At 73.0% G+C, this 22,573-nt stretch carries 2 protein-coding genes (1 of these 2 running past the window's edge); both read right to left on the bottom strand.

From position 1 onward, the window contains the following. Positions 1 to 136: 136 nt before the first annotated feature. On the bottom strand, positions 137 to 11,872 hold the full coding sequence (locus TNCT6_RS02855) for a non-ribosomal peptide synthetase (protein WP_141356231.1): 11,736 nt from the start codon (positions 11,870 to 11,872) through the stop codon (positions 137 to 139). Then, positions 11,866 to 22,573, bottom strand: the 3' portion of a protein-coding gene (locus tag TNCT6_RS02850) for a non-ribosomal peptide synthetase (protein WP_141356229.1). 3,467 nt of this gene lie beyond the right edge of the window; only the last 10,708 of its 14,175 coding nucleotides appear in the window; the start codon falls outside the window, past its right edge; the stop codon is at positions 11,866 to 11,868. Before TNCT6_RS02850 ends, TNCT6_RS02855 begins: the two co-directional genes overlap by 7 nt.

The following is a 22,573-nucleotide window of genomic DNA, read 5'->3' as shown; positions in this document are numbered from 1 at the left end:
CGTGGCTGCGAAAGGGGATTGCGGCGGTGTGGGGGATTGCAGCGGGGTGTTCGGCCGAGGAGGCATCCGGTTCAGGCCCGGGGAAAAGGAATCCCTTTTCCCCGGGCCTGAACCGTTCGGTCGATACGGACTCCGGCTACTTGCTTTCCCCGAGCTTTTCGGCGAGTACGCGGCCGATTTCCGCGGCCGGTTCCGCCTGCATCATATGCGCGTGGGTACAACGCACTACCCTGTATTCAATTTTTCCAGTGACGAACGGCCGCCAGCGTTCGGCCCGTTCCGCGAGTTCCGCGGCGGACACCGTCTCGTCCGGCTCGGCGACGAGGACCAGCACGTCGCTGTCGAGCGGCTGCGGCTCGAAACCGCCGATCAGGGTGCGGCTGTTCGCGAAGACATTGGCCAGTGCGGCGATCGCGGACTCGTCGAGGTTGGCGAACACGCTCTGACGCTCCCTCAGCACCTCGGCCACCATCGCGTACTCGAGCGGCTCGTCGCCCAGGCTGTCCAAGTCGTGGCCGACGAAGTCCAGCATGATCCGCAGTGCGTCCTGCTGGTCGGGCAGGCGCTCCGGCTCCGGCTCACCGCGGTCGATGGGGTACTGGTCGAGATTGGCGAGCAGCCCGACCTCCTCGCCCGCGGCCCGCAGCTGGGTGGCCATGGCGTGGACCACCAGACTGCCCAGCGACCAGCCGAGCAGGTGGTAGGGGCCGTTCGGCTGGACGCCGCGCACCTGGGCGACATAGTCCGCCGCCATCTCCTCGATGCTGCGCGGCAGGGTCGCCGACGGATCGGCGAGCCCCCTGGCCTGGATGCCGTAGAGCGGGCGGTCCGCACCGATGTGCTTCATCAGGCCCGAGTAGACCCAGCTCAGGCCACCCGCCGGGTGCACGCAGAACAGGGGTGCCCTGTCGCCCGTGGTCCGCAGCGGCAGCAGCACGTCGAGGGTGTCCCCTTCGGTGTCACCCGCGAGCCGGCCGGCCAGCTCCGCGACGGTGGGCGCCTCGAAGATGGTGCGGATGCTCAGCCGTACTCCGAACGTGGCGCGGACCTTGGTGACCAGCCGCATCGACATGATGCTGTCGCCGCCGACCTCGAAGAAGCTGTCGTGCACGCCGACCGTCTCCAGCCCGAGCACCTCGGCGAACAGGCCGCACAGGATCTCCTCCTGCGGCGTGCGCGGCCCCGTCCAGTCCGTGGGGCTGAAGTCGGGTGCGGGCAGGGCCTTGCGGTCGAGCTTGCCGTGTGGGGTGAGCGGAAGTGCGTCGAGCACGACGAACGCGGCGGGCATCATGTGGTCGGGCAGCCGCGCGGCAAGCGCGTCACGCAGCCGGGGCACCTCGACGGTCTCACCGCCCGCCGGTACCACGTAGGCGACCAGGCTCTTCGCACCCTCCTCGTTCTCTCGGACGACGACGACCGCCTGGGCTACGGCGGGGTCCTCGGCGAGTACGGTCTCGATCTCGCCGAGTTCGATGCGGAAGCCGCGGATCTTGACTTGTTCGTCGGCGCGTCCGACGAACTCCAGGGTGCCGTGGGGGGTCCAGCGGGCGATGTCGCCGGTGCGGTACATCCGCGTTCCGGGTGGGCCGTAGGGGTTGGCGGGGAAGCGTTCGGTGGTGAGTGCGGGGCGGTTGAGGTAGCCGCGTGCGAGTCCGTCGCCGGTGACGTAGAGCTCGCCGGCGACACCGACCGGCACGGGGCGCAGCCAGGAGTCGAGGACGAAGGCCCGGGTGTTGATCACCGGGGAGCCGATCGGTACAGCCCCGCCGGGGAGCAGAGGCGTGCTCATCGAGACAGCCACGGTGGCTTCGGTGGGGCCGTAGGCGTTGGTCATGCGGCGGTCGGGTGCCCAGCGGGTGACGAGTTCGGGTGGGCAGGCGTCGCCGCCGACGATGAGGTTCTGGAAGTGGGTGAGTTGGGTGGCTGCTTCGGTGGGGAGGCTGGCGAGTGCGGCTGGGGGGATGAGGGCGTGGGTGATCCGGTGGTCGTGCAGTATGTCGGCGAGGGTTTCGCCGACGAGGGGGCCGGGGGGCGGGACGACGAGGGCGGCGCCTGCGGTGACGGCCATGCACAGTTCGAGTACGGAGGCGTCGAAGCTGGGTGAGGAGAACAGCAGGACCCGCGACCGTGCGTCGGCGGTGAAGCGTTCGACGCAGGAGGTGGCGAAGGCGGCGAGGCCTCGGTGGGAGACCATGACGCCCTTGGGGCGTCCGGTGGATCCGGAGGTGTAGATGACGTAGGCGGGGTGGTCCGGGCGCAGGGGGGCTGTCCGGTCCTGGTCGCTGATCGGGGAGCCGTCCACGCCGTCCGCGCCCGGGGCGGAGTCGATGGTCAGCCAGAGTGATCCGCCGCCCGCACCGGCCAGTCGCTCGCCGGCCTCCCTCGTGGAGAGGACCAGTGCGGGTGTCGCGTCGTTGAGGATGTACTCGATGCGTTCGGCGGGGTAGTCGGGGTCGACGGGCAGGTAGGCGCCGCCTGCTTTGAGGACGGCGAGTTGGGCCACGACCATGTCGACCGAGCGGGGCAGGAGAAGTGCCACCAGGTGCTCGGGGCCGACCCCGGCGTCGATCAGGACGCGGGCGAGCCGGTTGGCGCGTTCGTCCGTCTCCCGGTACGACAACGACTCCCCGCCGCACACCACCGCGGTCGCGTCCGGGGCCCGCTCCACGGACGCGCCGAACAGCTCCGGGAACGTCACCGGCAGCACGTCGCCGCGCGCCGTGTCATTCCACTCCACCAGCACCCGATGCCGTTCCTCGGGGGACAGCAGTTCCGCGGCGCCGACGGCCCGGTCCGGGTCGGCCGCGAACTGACCTATCAACCCGACCAGCCAGTCCATCCAGCGCACCATCTCGGCGCGCTCGAACAGCTCGCTCCGGTACTCGAACTTCAGCAGCAGTTCCCTGGTCGGAACGGCGATCAGCGAGATCGGGTAGTGGTTCGCGTCCCGCGCCTCCAGGCCGGTGATCCGCTGGCCCTCGGTGGGCTTGCCGAGCGTGCCGGTGTCCATCGGGTAGTTCTCGGTGACGGTGAGGGTGTCGAAGAGCTGGTCGACACCCTGGGCACGCAGGATGTCCGGCAGGCCGAGGTACTGGTGGCCCATCAGCTCGGTCTGCCGGCTCTGAAGATGGCCCAGCAGTTCCGCCCACGACTCGCCGGGCCGCACCCGGACGCGTACCGGCAGGGTGTTGATGAACAGGCCGACCATGTTCTCGACACCCGTGATCTCCGGCGGACGGCCGGAGACCGTGCCGCCGAAGACGACGTCGTCGCGCCCGGTCAGCCGTCCCAGCAGGACACCCCAGGCCGCCTGGACCACGGTGTTGAGCGTGACGCCGCAGCGCCGGGCCGCCGCGTTCAGCGCGGTGGTCAGCTCCTCGGGCACGCGGAACAGCAGCTCGTCCGGCACGGTCGCCCGGCGGCCGGAGTCCTCCGGCGCGATCAGTGTCGGTTCGCTCACGCCTTCGAGCACCCGCTGCCACGCGGCGAGCGCGCTCGCGCGGTCCTGCCGACCGAGCCAGGACAGGTACTCCCGGTAGGGAGTGGGCGCGGGCAGGTCACCGCCCGCGTACAGCACGAACAGATCGCGCATCACCAGCGGCGCGGACCAGCCGTCCAGCAGGATGTGGTGCGTGGTGAGGACGAACCGACAGCGGTTCTCGCCCAGTTGGACGAGGGTGAACCGGAACAGCGGCGGCCGTTCCACCTCGAACCGGTCCACCCGGTCGGCGGCCATGAACGCGGCCAGCTCGGCGTCCCGCTCCTCGGGTGCCAGTCCGCTGAGGTCCACCTCCCGCCACGGCAGCTCCACCCCGCGCCGTACCACCTGCACGGGACGGTCCAGGCCCTGCTGCCGGAACGCGGCCCGCAGGTTGGCATGCCGGTGCAGCAACCCGGCCGCGGCCGCCCGGAGCCCGGCGGCGTCCAGACCGCCCTCGACGTCCACGGCGATCTGGATGTTGTAGACGTCGGGGGAGTTCTCGTCGAACTGGGCGTGGAAGAGCAGGCCCTCCTGCAACGGAGTGAGCGGCAGGACGTCTTCGAGCTCCTCCGGGTCGGCCGCCTCCACCATGTCGATCTGGGCCTGGGTCAGCGGAACCAGCGGGAGGTCGGAGGGGCTGTGGCCACCGGCCGAGGGGCGCGCCACATGGGCGACCAGAGCGCCGAGCGCCTCGAACCAGGTCTCGGCGAGCTCGCGCACCTCCTCCTCGGTGAACAGCGCGTCCGCCCAGGACCAGACGGCGATCAGCCGGGGGCCGTCGGCGCGGTCCTGGGTCTGCGCGTTCAGGTCGATGCTGTGGCTCAGCGGTACGTCGGTGTCGCCGCCACCGCCGAGTCCGCCGGACTCCGGGGCCGGGCTCCACTCCTCCGGCGTGGCCTGCGTCGCCTCCTCCGCGATGGCGAAGCGGCCCAGGTAGTTGAAACCGATCTGCGGCTTGGGCAGGCCCGCCAGCATCATGCTGGTCTGCGGGTTGAGGTAGCGCAGCAGGCCGTACCCGATGCCGTTCTCCGGCAGCCTGCGCAGCTGCTCCTTGACCTCCTTCAGGGCCCGCCCGGCCGAGGGGCCCCCGGCGCAGAACTCGCTCCAGTCCAGCGGGCCCGGGTCGACCCGGACCGGGAAGAGGCTGGTCAGCCAGCCGACGGTGCGGTGCAGGTCGACGCCGTCGACGATCTCCTCGCGGCCGTGGCCCTCGAGGTCGATCAGCACGCCCGTGTGGTCGCCGCGACCGTGGGTCTGCCGCCACCGCGCCACCGCCGCGCCGAACGCGGTGAGGAGGACGTCGTTGACCCGGGCGTGGAACGCGGCCGGCACGGTGGTGAGCAGCGCCGCGGTCAGGTCGGTGGGCAGGACCAGCGACATCGTGCGCGCGGTCGCGGTGATGTCCCGTCGCGGGTCGAGCGGTTGAGGGGTCAGCAACGGGTCGGACTCGCCGAGCACGTCCAGCCAGGTCTCCAGCTCCCCGACCCGCTCGGCGTCCTGCGCGGCCTCGGTCAGCCGCTGGGCCCAGGTGCGCAGCGAGGTGCCCACCGGCGCCAGTTCCGGTGTCCGGCCGGCCGCCACCTCGGCCCAGGCCTGGGCCAGGTCGGGCAGCAGGATCCGCCAGGAGACACCGTCCACCACCAGGTGGTGCACGACCAGCAGCAGCCGGCCGGGAGCGGAGGGCCCCGCGTCGAACCACACCGCCTGCACCATCGCGCCGGTCTCCGGGTCGAGCCGGTCCCAGGCCGCCTGGACGTGCTCACCGATACGGGCGTTGGTCTCCTCGCGGCCCAGACCGGCGATGTCCACCTGGTGGACGCAGTCGGCGGCGCGCAGTTCCCCGCGGGGCGGTATGTCCAGGTTCCAGATCAGCCCGCCGGTGCGACGCAGCCGCATCCGCAGCGCGTCATGGTGGTCGAGCACCGTCTGGAGGGCGGTTTCCAGGCGCTTCAGGCCGAGTTCGGCCGGGACGACCACCATCATGGTCTGGTTGAAGCGCCGGATCGGGCCGCCGCGCTCCCGCATCCAGTGGATGATCGGGAGCAGCGGCACGGAGCCGACGCCGTCGGTGTCCCCGCGGCTGCCGGAGGACGTTGCGACGCCGCCGGCGGCAGCCGCGAGACGGGCGACGGTCTTGTGCTCGAACACGTCCCGCGCGGTGAACTCGACGCCGGCCGCGCGCGCCCGGCTGACCAGCTTGATGGAGACGATGCTGTCGCCGCCGAGGTCGAAGAAGCTGTCGTCGATCCCGGCCTCGGACAGGCCGAGCACCTCGGCGAACAGCCCGCACAGGATCCTCTCGGTCTCGTCGCGCGGCTCCCGGCTGCCCTGTGAGGAGGTGAACTCGGGGGCGGGCAGAGCCTTGCGGTCCAGCTTGCCGTGTGGGGTGAGCGGAAGTGCGTCGAGCACGACGAACGCGGCGGGCATCATGTGGTCGGGCAGGGTGGCACTCACGAGTTCCCGCAGCCGTGCGGTGTCGATCCCGGAGCCGGAGGCGGGCACCAGATAGGCGACGAGCTGCTTGCGGTGCTCGTCGTCCTCCCGCGCGTTCACCACCGCCTGGGCTACGGCGGGGTCCTCGGCGAGTACGGTCTCGATCTCGCCGAGTTCGATGCGGAAGCCGCGGATCTTGACTTGTTCGTCGGCGCGTCCGACGAACTCCAGGGTGCCGTGGGGGGTCCAGCGGGCGATGTCGCCGGTGCGGTACATCCGCGTTCCGGGTGGGCCGTAGGGGTTGGCGGGGAAGCGTTCGGTGGTGAGTGCGGGGCGGTTGAGGTAGCCGCGTGCGAGTCCGTCGCCGGTGACGTAGAGCTCGCCGGCGACACCGACCGGCACGGGGCGCAGCCAGGAGTCGAGGACGAAGGCCCGGGTGTTGATCACCGGGGAGCCGATCGGTACAGCCCCGCCGGGGAGCAGAGGCGTGCTCATCGAGACAGCCACGGTGGCTTCGGTGGGGCCGTAGGCGTTGGTCATGCGGCGGTCGGGTGCCCAGCGGGTGACGAGTTCGGGTGGGCAGGCGTCGCCGCCGACGATGAGGTTCTGGAAGTGGGTGAGTTGGGTGGCTGCTTCGGTGGGGAGGCTGGCGAGTGCGGCTGGGGGGATGAGGGCGTGGGTGATCCGGTGGTCGTGCAGTATGTCGGCGAGGGTTTCGCCGACGAGGGGGCCGGGGGGCGGGACGACGAGGGCGGCGCCTGCGGTGACGGCCATGCACAGTTCGAGTACGGAGGCGTCGAAGCTGGGTGAGGAGAACAGCAGGACCCGCGACCGTGCGTCGGCGGTGAAGCGTTCGACGCAGGAGGTGGCGAAGGCGGCGAGGCCTCGGTGGGAGACCATGACGCCCTTGGGGCGTCCGGTGGATCCGGAGGTGTAGATGACGTAGGCGGGGTGGTCCGGGCGCAGGGGGGCTGTCCGGTCCTGGTCGCTGATCGGGGAGCCGTCCACGCCGTCCGCGCCCGGGGCGGAGTCGATGGTCAGCCAGAGTGATCCGCCGCCCGCACCGGCCAGTCGCTCGCCGGCCTCCCTCGTGGAGAGGACCAGTGCGGGTGTCGCGTCGTTGAGGATGTACTCGATGCGTTCGGCGGGGTAGTCGGGGTCGACGGGCAGGTAGGCGCCGCCTGCTTTGAGGACGGCGAGTTGGGCCACGACCATGTCGACCGAGCGGGGCAGGAGAAGTGCCACCAGGTGCTCGGGGCCGACCCCGGCGTCGATCAGGACGCGGGCGAGCCGGTTGGCCCGTTCGTCCGTCTCCCGGTACGACAACGACTCCCCGCCGCACACCATCGCGGTCGCGTCCGGGGCCCGTTCCACGGACGCGCCGAACAGCTCCGGGAACGTCACCGGCAGCACGTCGCCGCGCGCCGTGTCGTTCCACTCCACCAGCACCCGATGCCGCTCGGGTGCCGAGAGCACATCGACGGCCCGCACCGGAAGTTCCGGGTCGGCGACCACGGCTTCCAGGAAGCGCACCAGCCGCTCACCCAGCTCCTCGACGGTCGAGCGGTCGAAGAGGTCGAGGCGGAACTCCACGAGGCCGCTGATGCCCCGGAGTTCGCCCTCGCGGTCGATGCTCTCGTTGAAGCTGAGGGAGAGGTCGAACTGGGTTGATTTGACTGGAACTTGACGTACGGTGCAGTCCAGGCCGGTGAGGCCCATGCTGCTCTCCGGCGTGTTCTGCAGTGCCAGCGAGACCTGGAAGAGCGGGTGGCGGGCCAGCGAGCGCTCCGGGTTGAGCACCTCGACCAGCCGCTCGAACGGCACGTCCTGGTGGGCGTAGGCCGCCAGATCCGCCTCACGCACCCGGCCCAGCAACTCGGTGAAGGTCGGGTCGCCGGACAGGTCGGTACGCAGCACCAGCGTGTTGATGAAGAAGCCGACGACCCGCTCCAGCGCGTCGTCCGTACGGCCGGCGATCGGGCTGCCCAGCACCACGTCGGACGTCGAGCCCAGCACCGACAGCAGCGAGGCCAGGCCCGCCTGGAGCACCATGAACAGCGTGGTGCCGGTCTGCCGGGCCAGCGCGGCCAGTTCGCGGTGCAGCTCGGCCGGGAGGTGCACCAGCACGGAATCGGCCCGGTAGTCGGCCTCGGCCGGCCGCGGCCGGTCGGTGGGCAGGCGCAGCTCGTCCGGCAGCCCGGCCAATGTCTCCTTCCAGAAGGCGAGTTGCTGGTGAATCAGGCTCTCCTGGTCGTCCTCGGAGCCCAGGATCTCGTAGTTCCACATGGTGTAGTCGGCGTACTGCACCGGCAGCGGCTGCCAGTCGGGCGCCCCGCCGGCGGCCCGTGAGGTGTAGGCGCGTGCCAGGTCGGCGGAGAACGGGTCGAGGGACCAGCCGTCGCCGGCGATGTGGTGCAGCACGGTCAGCAGGACGTGCGACTCCGGGCCGGTCTCGAACAGGGTGATCCGCAGCGGGGTCTCGACGGCCAGGTCGAAGCTCTGCGCGGACGCCGCCGCGATGGCGGTGTCCAGGTCTGCCGCGGTGGTGCGGACCAGAACCGGCTCGCAGCCGTGGTCCGGGGAGAGAATCTCCTGACGCGGCTCGCCGTCCCGGTCCGGGAAGACGGTGCGCAGGCTCTCGTGCCGGGCGACCACGTCCCGTACGGCGGCGCGCAGCGCGTCGACGTCCAGCGGCCCGCTGATCTGCACCGCGAGGACGATGTTGTGGGCGGTGCTGGTCCGCTCGAAGCGGTTCATGAACCACAGCCGGCGCTGCGCGTAGGACAGGGGGATCTCCGCCGGCCGTTCCCACGGCCGCAGGGTGGCCCGGGCGCCGGCCGCGCCGCCGATGCGGCCGACCAGTTCCGCGACGGTGGGTGCCTCCCACAGCTCCCGCAGCGGCAGTTCGACCTCGAAGACGGATCTGATCCGGCTGACCACACGGGTCGCGTGCAGCGAGTGGCCGCCCAGTTCGAAGAAGTTGTCGTGGACGCCGACCGAGGTCAGGTTGAGCATCTCCGCGAACAGCCCGCACAGGATTTCCTCCTGAGGGGTGCGCGGGCCCTGGCGGGTGACCAGCGCGGCGAAGTCGGGGGCAGGCAGCGCCTTGCGGTCCACCTTGCCGTTGGGGGTCAGCGGGAGTGCGTCCAGCGGGACGAAGGCGGCAGGCAGCATGTACTCGGGAAGCCGGGCGGCCGCGTGGGAGCGCAGCGCGTCCACGGCCGGAACCGTCCGGTCGGAGACCGGCACCAGGTAGGCGACGAGGCGGTTCTCGCCCGACTCGTCGGGCCGGGCGACCACAGTGGCCTGGGAGACGTTCTCGTGCTCGGTCAGCACCGCCTCGATCTCGCCGGGTTCGACCCGGAAGCCGCGGATCTTCACCTGGTCGTCCACCCGGCCGACGAACTCCAGCTGGCCGTCGTCCGCCCAGCGCGCCACGTCGCCGGTGCGGTACATGCGGGAGCCCGGCGCGCCGAACGGGTCGGCCGCGAACCGCTCGGCGGTCAGGCCGGCCCGGCCCGCGTAACCGCGGGCCACGCCGTCGCCCGCCAGGTACAGGTCGCCCGCGACACCGACCGGGGTGGGGGAGAGCGCGGAATCCAGCACGTAGACCCGGGTGTTGGCGATGGGCCGGCCGATCGCCGGAAGGCCCGGCCGGCCGCCCAGCCGGGCCGAGGTGGACCAGACCGTGGTCTCGGTCGGGCCGTAGACGTTGGTGACCTCGGCGGCCAGCTCGCACAGCCGGGTGGCGAGGGCCGCCGGTACCGGTTCGCCGCCGACCAGGACCCGCAGTCCGGTCACGGCCTTCGGCCGCTCCGAGACCAGGGCCTGCCACAGTGTGGGGGTCGCCTGCATGACCGTGGCGCCGGTGCCGGTGATCAGCCGGCCGAGTGCCGGCGGGTCCAGCACCTGGTCGCGGGAGGCCATGACCACGGTGGCGCCCGCGCTCAGCGGCACGAACAGCTCCAGCGCGGCGATGTCGAACGCGACGGTGGTCACCGCGACCAGCCGGTCGGCGGCTTTGATCCCCGTGCGGCCGCGCATGTCGGCGACCAGGTTGGCGATGTTGGCGCGGGAGACCACGACGCCCTTGGGACGGCCGGTGGAGCCGGAGGTGTAGATCGCGTAGGCCGGGTTGGCCGGATGGACCGGCGAGGCCAGGTCGGCATCGGTCAGAGGTGCGCTGGGCAGTTGGGCCAGGGCTTCGGCGGCGGTTCCGTCCAGCACGACGCGCCGCACCCCGGGGGCCTCGGGCAGGCCGGTCACCGAGGAGTCGGTCAGCAGCGCGCAGGGGCGTGCGTCGTCGAGGATGTAGCCGATCCGGTCGGCCGGGTACTCCGGGTCCAATGGGACATAGGCGCCGCCCGCCTTGAGGACCGCGAGCAGCGCCGTCAGGAGCGCCCTCCCGCGCGGCAGGGCCACGGCGACCCACGACTCCGGTCCGACGCCCGCGCCCGCGAGATGGCGGGCGAGGCGGTTGGCGCGCTCGTCGAGCTCCCGGTAGGACACCTCGCCGTCCGCGTCGATCACGGCGACGGCGTCCGGGGTGAGTGTCGCGTTCCGCTGGAAGGCGTCGACCAGGGACTCGGCGGCCACGGGCTGAGCGGTGTCGTTCCACTCCGTCAGCAGCCGGTGGCGCTCGGCCGGGGGCAGGGCCTGGACCCGGCCGACGGGTGCCTCGGGGTCGGCGTGGATCAGGGTGAGGATGCCGACCAGCGCGTCCAGGATGCCCTGCGCGCGCTCCCGGTCGAACAGGTCCGGCCGGTAGCCGAGCCGGATCCGCATGCGCCGGCCGGGCGCCGGGAACAGGCTCAGCGGGTAGTGGGTCGCGTCCTGGCCGACCGCGCCGGTGATCCGCAGGCCCTCGGCGAGTTCACCGAGCCCGTCGGCCTCCACCGGATAGTTCTCGAACACGACCAGGGTGTCGAACAGTTCGCCGGTCACCCCGGACTGCGCCTGGGCGTCGGCGAGCGTGAGGTGGTGGTGGTCGAGCAGGTCGACCTGTCGGCGCTGCTGCCGTTCCAGCAGCCGCGCCCAGGACTCGGCCGGCCGTGCGGAGACCCGTACCGGCAGGGTGTTGATGAACGAGCCGACCATGTTCTCCACACCGGGGACCGCCGAGGGCCGGCCCGAGACGGTGCCGCCGAACACGACGTCGTCGCGTCCGGTCAGCCGGCCCAGCAGAACGCCCCAGGCCGCCTGCACCACGGTGTTCAGCGTGACGCCGCAGTGCCTGGCCGTCTCGGCCAGCCCGCTGCTCAGCTTCTCCGACAGCGTGACCAGCAGGTCCTGCGGCACCACCGCGCCGCGGTCGGCGTCCGGCGCGACCAGGGTGGGTTCGCTGACGTCGCCCAGCGCGTCGCGCCAGGCGGCGAGGGCGGCCCGCCTGTCCTGCCGTCCCAGCCAGGACAGGTAGTCGCGGTAGGGCGTCACCGGCGGCAGCTCGCCGCCGGAGTAGAGCGCGAACAGCTCGCGCATCAGCAGCGGGCCGGACCAGCCGTCGAGCAGGATGTGGTGGTTGGTCATCAGGAACCGGCAGCGGTCCTCGCCCAGCCGGATCAGGGTGAAGCGCAGCAGCGGCGCACGTCTCAGGTCGAATCCGCGCACCCGGTCGGCGGCCATCAGCTCGGCGAGCCGGTCATCCAGCCGGTCGGCCGGACCATCGGTGAGGTCGACCTCGGACCAGGGCAGCTCGACGCTGCGGTACACCACCTGCACCGGATCACCGTTCTTGCGGCGGCGGAAGCCGACCCGGAGGTTGGCGTGCCGGCGCAGCAGCCAGGCGGCCGCGTCACGGAGCCGGTCGGTGTCCGGTGTCCCGTCCAGGTCCACCGCGATCTGCACCGTGTAGACGTCGAGAGCCGTCTCGTCGTTCTGCGCGTACTGGGAGTGGAACAGCAGCCCTTCCTGCAAGGGCGACAAGGGCAGGAGATCCTCGATGCGCGACTGGTTCACCATGACAACCCCTCGTCGTCCAGTTCGTTCTCGAACTCGTCCAGTTCCTGCTGGTCCACCCGGACCAAGGTGGGCGTGCCCGACCGGGCGGGTGCCGCCGTGAGGGCGCGGGCGCGGTCGGCCATGGACGTCAGCGCCCGGAACCAGGACTCGGCCAGGTCCCGTACGTCCGCCTCGTCGAACATCCCGTCGGGCCACGCCCACGCGGCGACCAGCCGCGGGCCGTCCGGACGGTCCTCGGTCTGCGCGTTGACGTCCAGGCTGTGCGCCATGGGCATGGCGGCGTCGCCGCCGCCGGTCAGCCCGGCCATGCCGGGTGGCGGGCTCCAGTCCCGGGCCGGGGCGTCACCACCGCCGGCGGCGAACCGGCCCAGATAGTTGAACCCGAGCTGCGGCGTCCGCAGGGCGGCCAGTTGCGGCCCCGTGCGCTCGTTGAGGTAGCGCAGCAGGCCGTAGCCGATGCCGCCGTCCGGCAGTTCGCCGAGCTGGGCGCGCACCTTGGCGAGCACGGTGTCCACCGCCTCGCCGCCGCCCCAGAAATCGTTCCAGTCCACCTGCCCGGGGTTGAGGCGCACCGGGAAGGAACTGGTGAACCAGCCGACGGTCCGGCCCAGATCGGCGCCTCCGACCACCGGCTCGCGGCCGTGGCCCTCCATCTCGACCAGCACCGCGTTGCCCCGGGTCGGCCGGCGCCGGGCCCGCCAGGAGGCGACGGCTACCGTGTAGGCGGCCAGGAGTACGTCCTTGATCCCGGCGTCGAAGGCGGCCGGCACGCTCGTCAGCAGTGGCTCGGTCACGTCCGCGGGCAGCGTGAGGCGCACGCTCCGCGCCGTGCCGAACACGTCCCGCTCCCGGTCCAGCGGCCGGGCACCCAGTTGCGGGTCGGGGCCGCTCAGGGCGGCGCGCCACAGCGGCAGTTCCTCGATTCGGCGCCCGCTCCCGGCCTCCTCCGCCAGCCGTCCGGCCCAGGTGCGCAGCGAGGTGGGCACCACCTCGAGGCGCGGTTCCTCACCGGCCGCCACCTGGGACCAGGCGGTGGCCAGGTCCGGCAGCAGGATCCGCCAGGACACGCCGTCCACCACCAGGTGGTGCACGGCCAGCAGCAGCAGGCCGGGCCGGCCTGCACCGGCGTCGAACCAGACCGCCCGCACCAGCGAGCCGGACTCCGGGGTCAGCCGCCGCGCTGCCGCCCGGCCGTGCTCCACGAGCACGGCGCGCTGCGCCTCGGCGTCCCCGGAGACGGCGACGTCCGCGAAGTCCACCCGGTGCACCAGCTGTTCGGCGCGCACCTCGCCACGGGGGCGTACCTCGATCCGCCAGTCCTCCTCGCCGGACCTGGTCAGCCGCAGCCGCAGCGCGTCGTGCCGGTCGAGCACGGCCTGTACGGCGGCGGTCAGTCCGGCGAGGTCGAGCGCGGCGGGCGTCCGGACCGTCATCGCCTGGTGGAAGCCGTCGACCGGGCCTCCGTGCTCCCGCCACCAGTGCATGATCGGGGTCAGCGGCAGCTCTCCGATGCCCGCGTCCGCGTCCTCGGTGAAGGACTCGGTCGCAGCCTCGGCGACCCCGGCGAGCGCCGCGGGGGTGCGGTGCTCGAACACGTCCGCCACCGTGAGTTCGATCCCCGCCGCCCGGGCCCGGCTGACCAGTTGGATGGAGACGATGCTGTCGCCGCCGAGGTCGAAGAAACCCTCGTCGGCCCCGACCGTCTCCCGGCCGAGCAGTTCGGCGAAGATCCGGCACAGGGCGGCCTCCCGCTCGGTGGCCGGACCGCGGCCGGGCTCGTCGGTGCCGAACTCGGGAGCCGGCAGCGCGGCGCGGTCCAGCTTGCCGTTCACAGTGAGCGGCAGCGCGTCCAGCACGACGAAGGCGGCGGGGACCATGTAGTCCGGCAGCGCGGCCGCGACGTCCTTGCGCAGCACGGCCTGCTCCGGCGGTTCGGCACCCGCCTCCGGGACGACGTAGCCCACGAGCTGTCTGAGGCCGGGCCGGTCCTCGCGTACGACCACCGCGGCCTGGGCGAGTCCGGGCCGGGCGAGCAGGGCGGTCTCGATCTCGCCGGGTTCGACCCGGAAGCCGCGGATCTTGACCTGTTGGTCGGAGCGTCCGACGAACTCCAGCTCACCGTCGCGGTTCCAGCGCACGAGGTCGCCGGTCCGGTACATCCGGGTGCCGGGCGGCCCGAACGGGTCGGCCACGAATCTCTCCGCGGTCAGTGCCGAGCGGCCCAGGTAGCCCAGCGCCACTCCGGGACCGGAGACGCAGAGCTCGCCCGCGACGCCCACCGGTACCGGTCGCAGCCGCTCGTCGAGCACCGCCAGGCGGGTGCCTGCGACCGGGCGGCCGATCGGCGGCGTCGTGTCGCCGGACAGCGGGCCGCTGAGCGTGGCGGCGATGGTGGTCTCGGTCGGCCCGTAGGCGTTGACGACGATGCGTCCGGCCGACCAGCGGGCCAGCAGGCCCGGTGAGAGCGCCTCGCCGCCGGAGACGACGCAGCGCAGGCTGGGCAGATCCCGCTCCGGGAGGGTGCCGAGGACCGGGGCCGGCAGCATCACATGGGTGGCGCCGGCGGCCTCGATGGAGTCGGCGAGGCCCTCACCGACCAGTTCGCGGCCCGGGCCCGGCAGGGCGAGCGTGGCCCCGGACAGCAGGGTCATCGCCAGGTCGCCGACCGACACGTCGAAGTTGGTCGACACCACCTGGAGCACCCGGCTGTCGCTGTCCAGGCCCAGCCGTTCGGCGTGGCTGTGCACGAACGACGCCAGACCGGTGTGCCCGACGAGCACGCCCTTGGGCCGGCCGGTCGACCCGGAGGTGTAGACGACGTAGGCGGGGCTGTTCACGGTCCTCGCCCCTGGCGGGTCGGTCGCCGGACGCGCGGCCACCGAGGCGGCGAATCCCGGTTCGTCCAGGACCCAGGTCGGCACGGCCGGTGCGGAGGGCAGCAGGCCGCGTGAGGCCTCGGTGGCCAGCAGGGCGGCCGGTGCGGCGTCCGCGAGCATGAAGGCCACGCGCTCGGCCGGGTACTCCGGATCGACCGGCAGATGGACGGCGCCCGCCTTGGCCACGGCCAGGAACGCGGTGACCTGCTGGGGGGAGCGCGGGACGGCGACCGCGACGATCCGGCCCGGGGCGACCCCGCGGGCGATCAGTTCATGGGCCAGCCGGTTGGCCCGCTCGTTCAGCTCGGCGTAGCTGGTTGCTTCGCCCTCGCACCACAGGGCGGTCGCCCGCGGGGTGCGTGCCGCCTGCGCCTCGAACAACTCGGCCAGGGTGCCGGCCGGCACCCCCGGCTCGGTGCCGCGCCAGGCGCCGAGCAGCAGCTCCCGCTCGCCGGCGGTCAGCAGGTCGTGCTCCCCGATCGGCCGGTCCGGCTCGGCCAGCAGCCGCTCAAGGAGCGCGACCAGCCGGTCCGCCAGCGACTGGACGGTGCCCTCGGTGAACAGGTCGGTGCTGTACTCGACCACACCGACGATGCCGTCCGGGCGCCCGTCCGCGTCCACCGTCTCGGCCAGGTTGAACGCCAGGTCGAACTTGGCCACCCGCAGGCCGTGGGGCTGCTGGGCGATGGTCAGGTCGTCGCCGAGGCTCAGCTCGGCGGGCGGGGTGTTCAGCAGGTTGAGCATCACCTGGAGCAGCGGGTGCCGGGACATCGAACGGCTGGGGCCGAGCACCTCGACGAGCCGTTCGAACGGCACGTTCTGGTTCTCGAAGGCGGCGACGTCGGTGCGCCGCACCCGCTCCACCAGCGCCCGGAAGGTCGGGTCGCCGCTGGTGTCGGTGCGCAGCACCAGGGTGTTGACGAAGAAGCCGACCAGTTCGTCCAGGGCGTCGTCGGTGCGTCCGGCGACCGTGGTCCCCAACGGGATGTCGCTGCCCGCGCCGATCCGGTCGAACAGCGCCGCGAGCGCGGCCTGCACCACCATGAAGGGGCTGGCCCCCGCGGTCTTCGCCAGCTCGACCAGCGCACGGTGCGCCGGAGGCTCGAACCGCAGCCGGACCAGTCCGCCTCGGTGGCTGGGCCGGGCCGGGCGCGGCAGGTCGGTCGGCAGCGCCAGTTCCTCCGGCAGGCCGGCCAACTGCTCGCGCCAGTAGCCCAACTCCGCCGCCAGCCGGGAGTCCTGGTCGTCCTCGCTGCCGAGCACGTCGCGCTGCCAGAGGGCGTAGTCGGCGTACTGTACGGCGAGCGGCGTCCACTGCGGGGTCCGTCCGGCCGCCCGGGCCCGGTAGGCGTCGGACAGGTCGCGCAGCAGCGGGCCCAGCGACCAGCCGTCGCAGCAGATGTGGTGGACCAGGAACACCAGCACATGGTCGCGCCGGCCCACGGTGAACAGGTGCACCCGCACCGGCAGTTCGGCGGCCAGGTCGAAGCCGTGGCCGACGGCCCCGGCGACCGCGGCGTCCAGTTCGTCCGGTGCGACGTCGGCGATCCGCAGGCGGGGTGTCGCCGCCTCCGGGTCCAGGATCTCCTGGCGGGGAGTGCCGCCGGTCTCGGGGAACGTGGTGCGCAGGCTCTCGTGCCGGGCCACCACGTCACCGATCGCGGCCTGCAACGCCTCCACGTCGAGGGCGCCGGTGAGCCGCATGGACAGCGGAATGTTGTACGTCGGGCTGGGTCCCTCCAGGCGGTTGAGGAACCACAGCCGGCGCTGTGCGAACGACAGCGGGACGTGCTCCGGCCGCTGCCGCGGCACCACGGTCCGCCGGGCTTCCCCGGCCCCGCCGACCAGCACGGCCAGTCCGGCCACGGTCGGGTTCTCGAAGAAGTCGCGCAGCGGCAGTTCGGCGGCGAACTCGCTGCGGATCCGGCTGACCAACTTGGTCGCCTGCAAGGAGTGCCCGCCGAGTTCGAAGAAGTTCGCCTCGACGTCGACGTCCTCGTCGCCGAGCACCTCGGCGAAGATCCGCCGCAGCCCGGCCTCGGTCGCGTTGCGCGGGGCACGGCCACCGGACGGACCGGCGGACTCCGGCGCGGGCAGCGCCCTGCGGTCGATCTTCCCGTTGGGGGTCAACGGCAGCGCCGGGAGCACCACGAAGGCCGACGGCACCATGTACTCGGGCAGCCGCGCGGCGACATGCTCCCGCAGCGCCGTCGCCGAGGGCGTCGTACGGCCCTCCCCGGCGACCACATAGGCGACCAGGCGCCGCTCGCCCGGCTCGTCCTCCCGCGCGAGTACGGCGGCCTGCGCCACGTCGGGGTGGGCGGCGAGCAGCGACTCGATCTCGCCCGGCTCGATCCGGAAACCGCGGATCTTGACCTGGTCGTCGGCGCGGCCGACGAACTCCAGGTCGCCGTCCGGCAGCCGGCGGACCAGATCGCCCGTCCGGTACATCCGGGAGCCGGCCGGGCCGTGCGGGTCGGCCGTGAACCGCTCGGCGGTCAGTCCGGGCCGGCCCGCGTAGCCGCGGGCCAGACCGGCCCCGGCCAGATACGCCTCGCCGGGCGTGCCGACCGGAACCGGTTGCAGCGCCTCGTCGAGGACCAGCACCCGCACGTTCCACAGCGGGCGGCCGATCGGCGGGTTGACGCCCGCGGTGAGCGGTGCGCTGACGGTGGCGCACACGGTCGCCTCGGTCGGGCCGTAGGCGTTGAGCAGCCGACGGCCGTCCGCCCAGCGGGCGATCAGGTCGGGCGAGGACGCCTCACCCGCGACGATCACGTTCATGCCGTCCGGGAGCGCGCCCGGCGGCAGCACCGCGAGCGCGGCCGGCGGAATGTTGGCGTGCGTGACCCGTTCCCGGGCCAGCAGCGCGGCCAGCGGCTCGCCGACCGCCAGGTCCTCGGCGGGGGCCATCACCAGGACGCCGCCGACCAGCAGCGGCGCGAGCACCTCCCAGATGGCGGCGTCGAAGCTGGAGGAGGCGAACTGGAGCATCCGGCTGCTCGCGTCGAGGCCGAACTGCTCGCGGATCGCACCGAAGCCGCCGATGCCCTCGTGCGGGACCACCACGCCCTTGGGCGTGCCGGTGGAGCCGGAGGTGTAGATCATGTAGGCGGCGTTGGCGGGGGAGGCCGTGCGGCCCCTGTCCGGCGCGGTGTCCGGCAGCGCGGCCAGTTCGGCGCGCACACCGGCGTCGTCGAGCAGCACCCGCGGGACGTCGGAGCCGGGCAGCCCGGCGGCGGCCGGTCCTTCGGTCAGCAGCACGGCCGGCCCGGCGTCGGCGAGCATGAAGGCGATCCGCTCGGCCGGATAGGCCGGGTCCACCGGCAGGTGGACGGCACCGGCCTTGAGCACCGCCAGCAGTGCGACCACCGACCGCGGCGTGCGCGGCAGCGCGACGGCCACCACGTCCTCGGGGCCGACGCCCCTGCCGGCCAGCAGGTGCGCGAGGCGGTTGGCCTCGGCGTCCAGGCGCGCGTACCCCAGCTCCGTGCCGTCGAAGCTGATCGCCACCGAGTCCGGGGTGGCGGCGGCCTGACGGCCGAACAGCTCCGCGATGGTGCCGCGGGGCACGTCGTGCGCGGTCGCGTTGAAGTCGTACAGCACCTGCTGCCGCTCCGCCGGGGAGAGCACCTCCAGACGGCTGATCGGCAGGTCCGGATCGACGCAGGCGGCGTCCAGCAGGCGCAGCAGCCGGTCGGCCATGCGCGAGACGGTCTCCGGGTCGAACAGGTCGTCGCTGTACTCGACCAGGCCGGTCATGCCCAGCGGTCCGCCCTGCTCGTCGTAGCGTTCGCGCAGGCTGAAGGCCAGGTCGAACTTGGCGGCGCCGATGCCGACGCCCTGCGCGCCGATCTCCAGACCGGGCAGGCCGATCTCGACGTCGGCGGTGTTCTGGAGGTTCAGCCACACCTGGAAGAGCGGATGGCGGCCGAGGGAGCGTTCGGGGTTGAGCACCTCCACCAGCCGTTCGAACGGCACCTCCTGGTGGGCGTAGGCGGCGAGGTCGTTCTCGCGGACCCGGTCGAGGAGTGCGGCGAAGCTCGGGTCGCCGCCGGTGTCGGTGCGCAGCACCAGGGTGTTGACGAAGAAGCCGACCAGTTCGTCCAGCGCCTCGTCGTCGCGGCCGGCGACCGGGGTGCCCAGCGGGATGTCGGTGCCCGCGCCCAGCCGGGTCAGCAGCGCGGTGAGCGCGGCCTGGCCGACCATGAACAGGCTGGTCCTGGTCCGCCGGGCCAACCGCGCCATCCGCTCGTGCAGTTCGGCCGGGACCGCGAAGGGCACCGTGGAGCCCTTGTGGCCGGCCACCGCGGGCCTCGGCCGGTCGGCGGGCAGCCGCAGCTCGTCCGGCAGCCCGGTCAAAGTGTCCCGCCAGAACTCCAGTTGCCGGGCGATCCCACTGTCCGGCTCGGTCTCGCTGCCCAGCACCTCGCGCTGCCACAGCGTGTAGTCCGCGTACTGGACCGGCAGCGGCGCCCAGCCGGGCGCGCGGCCCGCCAGCCGGGCGCCGTACGCCTCGGCCAGGTCGCGCGCCATCGGCGCCATGGACAATCCGTCGCCCGCGATGTGGTGCATCACGATCAGCAGCACATGGCGGTCCGGGCCGAGCCGGAACAGGTGTGCCCGCAAAGGCAGTTCACCGGCCAGGTCGAATCCGCGGAAGGCGGCCTCCTCCAGGACGGCGTCCAGACCCGCCTCGTCGGTCTCGGAGACGACGAAGGCCGGGGCGGCCTGCCCGACCGGGGCGATGGACTGGCGGGGGGTGCCGTCGGTCTCGGGGAACGTGGTGCGCAGGCTCTCGTGCCGGGCCACCACGTCACCGATCGCGGCCCGCAGCGCCTCGACGTCGAGCGGGCCGGTCAGCCGGGCGGCCAGCGGCAGGTTGTACGTGGAGCTCGGGCCCTCGAGACGGTTGAGGAACCACAGCCGGCGCTGCGCGAACGACAGCGGGACCAGGTCCGTGCGGGGCATCGCGCGGACCGCGGCGCGCGCCCCCGCCGCGCCGGCCGCCTTGCCGGCCAGGCCCGCCACGGTCGGGGACTCGAAGACGTCCCGTACGGCCACTTCCACGCCCAGCGTGCCGCGGATCCTGCTGACCAGTCTGGTCGCCAGCAGCGAGTGGCCGCCGAGGGCGAAGAAGTCGTCGTCGACGCCGACCGAGCCGACACCGAGCACCTCGGCGAACAGGCCGCAGAGGATCTCCTCCCGCGGGCCGCGCGGGGCGCGCCCTTCGGGCGCCTCGGCCTCGGGCACCGGCAGCGCGGCCCGGTCCAGCTTGCCGCTGGGCGTCAGCGGGAACGCGTCCATGAGCACGAACGCCCCGGGCGCCATGTGGTCCGGCAGCGCGGCCGCGACATGCGCGCGCAGGGCGTCCCGCCCGATCGGGCCGGCCACCGGCACCACGTAGCCGACCAGACGGCGGCCGCCGCGCCCGTCGTCCCGGGCCACCACGGCGGCCTGCGCCACCTCGGGGTGGGTGCGCAGCACGGCCTCGATCTCGCCCGGCTCGATCCGGAAGCCGCGGATCTTCACCTGGTGGTCCGCGCGGCCGGCGTACTCCAGCTCACCGTCGCGGTTCCAGCGCACCAGGTCGCCGGTGCGGTACATCCGGGCGCCGGGCGGCCCGAACGGGTCGGCCGTGAACCGCTCCGCGGTCAGGCCCGGACGGTCGTGGTAGCCGCGGGCCAACTGGGCGCCCGCGATGTACAGTTCGCCGCCGACGCCGTCCGGCACCGGTCGCAGGGCCGCGTCCAGCACGTACACCTGGGTGTTCCACACCGGACGCCCGATCGGCGCGCCGGTCCGGGGCCAGGCCGACCGGTCCGCGGGCAGGGTGTGCGCGGTGACCACGTGCGTCTCGGACGGGCCGTAGTGGTTGTGCAGCACGCGGTCCGGGGTCGCGCCGCACAGCTCGCGCACCCGGTCGCCCAGCACCAGCGCCTCCCCGGCCTGCGCGACGTGCCGCAGGTCCGGCAGGCCGGTGCCGTGCTCCGCGACGGCCTCGCCGAGGGCGTCCAGCATCATGGTGGGCGCGTACAGCTCGGTGATGCGCCGCTCCCGCAGCCAGGCCGCGAACCTGGCCGGGTCGCGCCGGGTCTCCTCGTCCGGCACCACCAATGTCCTGCCGTCGAGCAGGGCCGAGAGGATCTCCTGGGCCGAGACGTCGAAGCTGATCGCGGTGAACTGGGCGGTCCGGGCGTCCGGTTCGGCGGGGACGGCCGCGGCGTGCCAGGACATCAGGTTGACCAGCGCGCCGCCGGGCATCACCACGCCCTTGGGGCGGCCGGTCGAGCCGGAGGTGTAGATCAGGTAGGCGGGGTGCTGCGGCAGCAGCGGCCCGATCCGCTCGTCGTCGCCGGGGTCGGTGTCCGCCGGCGCGGCCAGTTCGGCCCGTACATCCGGGTCGTCCAGTGCCAGCGTCGGCCCGGCGGGCAGCCGGCCGGCGACCCCGGTGGTGGACAGCAGCAGTCGGGGAGCGGCGTCGGCCAGCATGAAGGCGATCCGCTCGGCCGGGTACTCCGGGTCGACCGGCAGATAGCCCGCGCCGGACTTGAGCACGGCGAGCAGACCGACGATCAGCTCCACCGAGCGGGGCAGGGCAAGACCCACGATGTGCTCGGGACCGATGCCACGGCCGATCAGCAGCCGGGCGAGCCGGTTGGCCCGCGCGTTCAGCTCGGCGTAGGTCAGCTCCTCGTCGCCGCACACCAGCGCGGGGGCGTCCGGGCGTTCCGCGACCTTGGCCTGGAACAGCGCGGGCAGCGAGGCGGCGGGCACCTCGTGCTCGGTGGCGTTGCGGGTGACCAGCAGCTCGTGGCGGGCGACCGGGTCCAGTACGTCGACCTTGCTCACCGGGCGGGCCGGTTCGGCGACGACGCCCTCCAGCACCCGCACGAAGGACGCCGCGATCCGCTCGGCGGTCGGCTCGTCGAACAGGTCCCCGCTGTACTCCACGAAGCCCTCGACGCCGCCGGGACGCCCGTCGGCCGTGTAGCTCTCGCGCAGGCTGAACAGCAGGTCGAACTTGGACACCCCGGTGTCGACGCGTTGCGTGCCGACCCGCACTCCCGGCAGCCGGAACGGCGCGGTCGGGTTGTTGTGCAGGGTGAGCATCACCTGGAACAGCGGGTGCCGGGACATCGACCGGCCGGGGTTCAACACCTCGACCAGCCGCTCGAACGGCACCTCCTGGTGCGCGTAGGCGGCCAGGTCGGCCTCCCGCACCCGGCCGAGCAGCTCACGGAAGTCGGGGTCCCCGGAGAGGTCGGTGCGCAGCACCAGGGTGTTGATGAAGAAGCCGACCAGGTCGTCCAGCGACTCGTCGCCGCGCCCGGCGATCGGGGTGCCGAGCGGGATGTCCGTTCCGGCGCCCAGGCGGTGCAGCAGCACCAAGAGGCCCGCCTGCAACGTCATGAACACGCTGGCCTGGCAGCTGCGGGAGAGCGCGACCAGGCGCTGGTGGACCTCCCGGTTGATCCGGAAGCCGACCGTGCCGCCCCGGTAGGAGGGGGTCGCGGGACGCGGCCGGTCGACCGGCAGGTTCAGCTCGTCCGGCAGTCCGGCCAGCGTCTCGCGCCAGAAGGCCAGTTGCCGCGAGACCGCGCTGTCCGGGTCGTCCTCGCTGCCGAGCACCTCGCGCTGCCACAGGGCGAAGTCCGCGTACTGCACGGGCAGCGGTGCGAACGACGGCTCACCGCCGTCGCGCCGCGCGCCGTAGGCGGCGGACAGATCGCGGCCGAAAGGCACGGCCGACCACTCGTCCATCACGATGTGGTGCATCACCACCAGCAGCACGTGCTCCTCGTCGCCCAGCCGCAGCAGCCGC

Origin of the sequence: Streptomyces sp. 6-11-2, assembly GCF_006540305.1 — a bacterium.
Lineage (GTDB): Bacteria > Actinomycetota > Actinomycetes > Streptomycetales > Streptomycetaceae > Streptomyces.
Note: the sequence above shows the minus strand (reverse complement) of the source record. Positions and strands in the feature narration are given on the sequence as shown.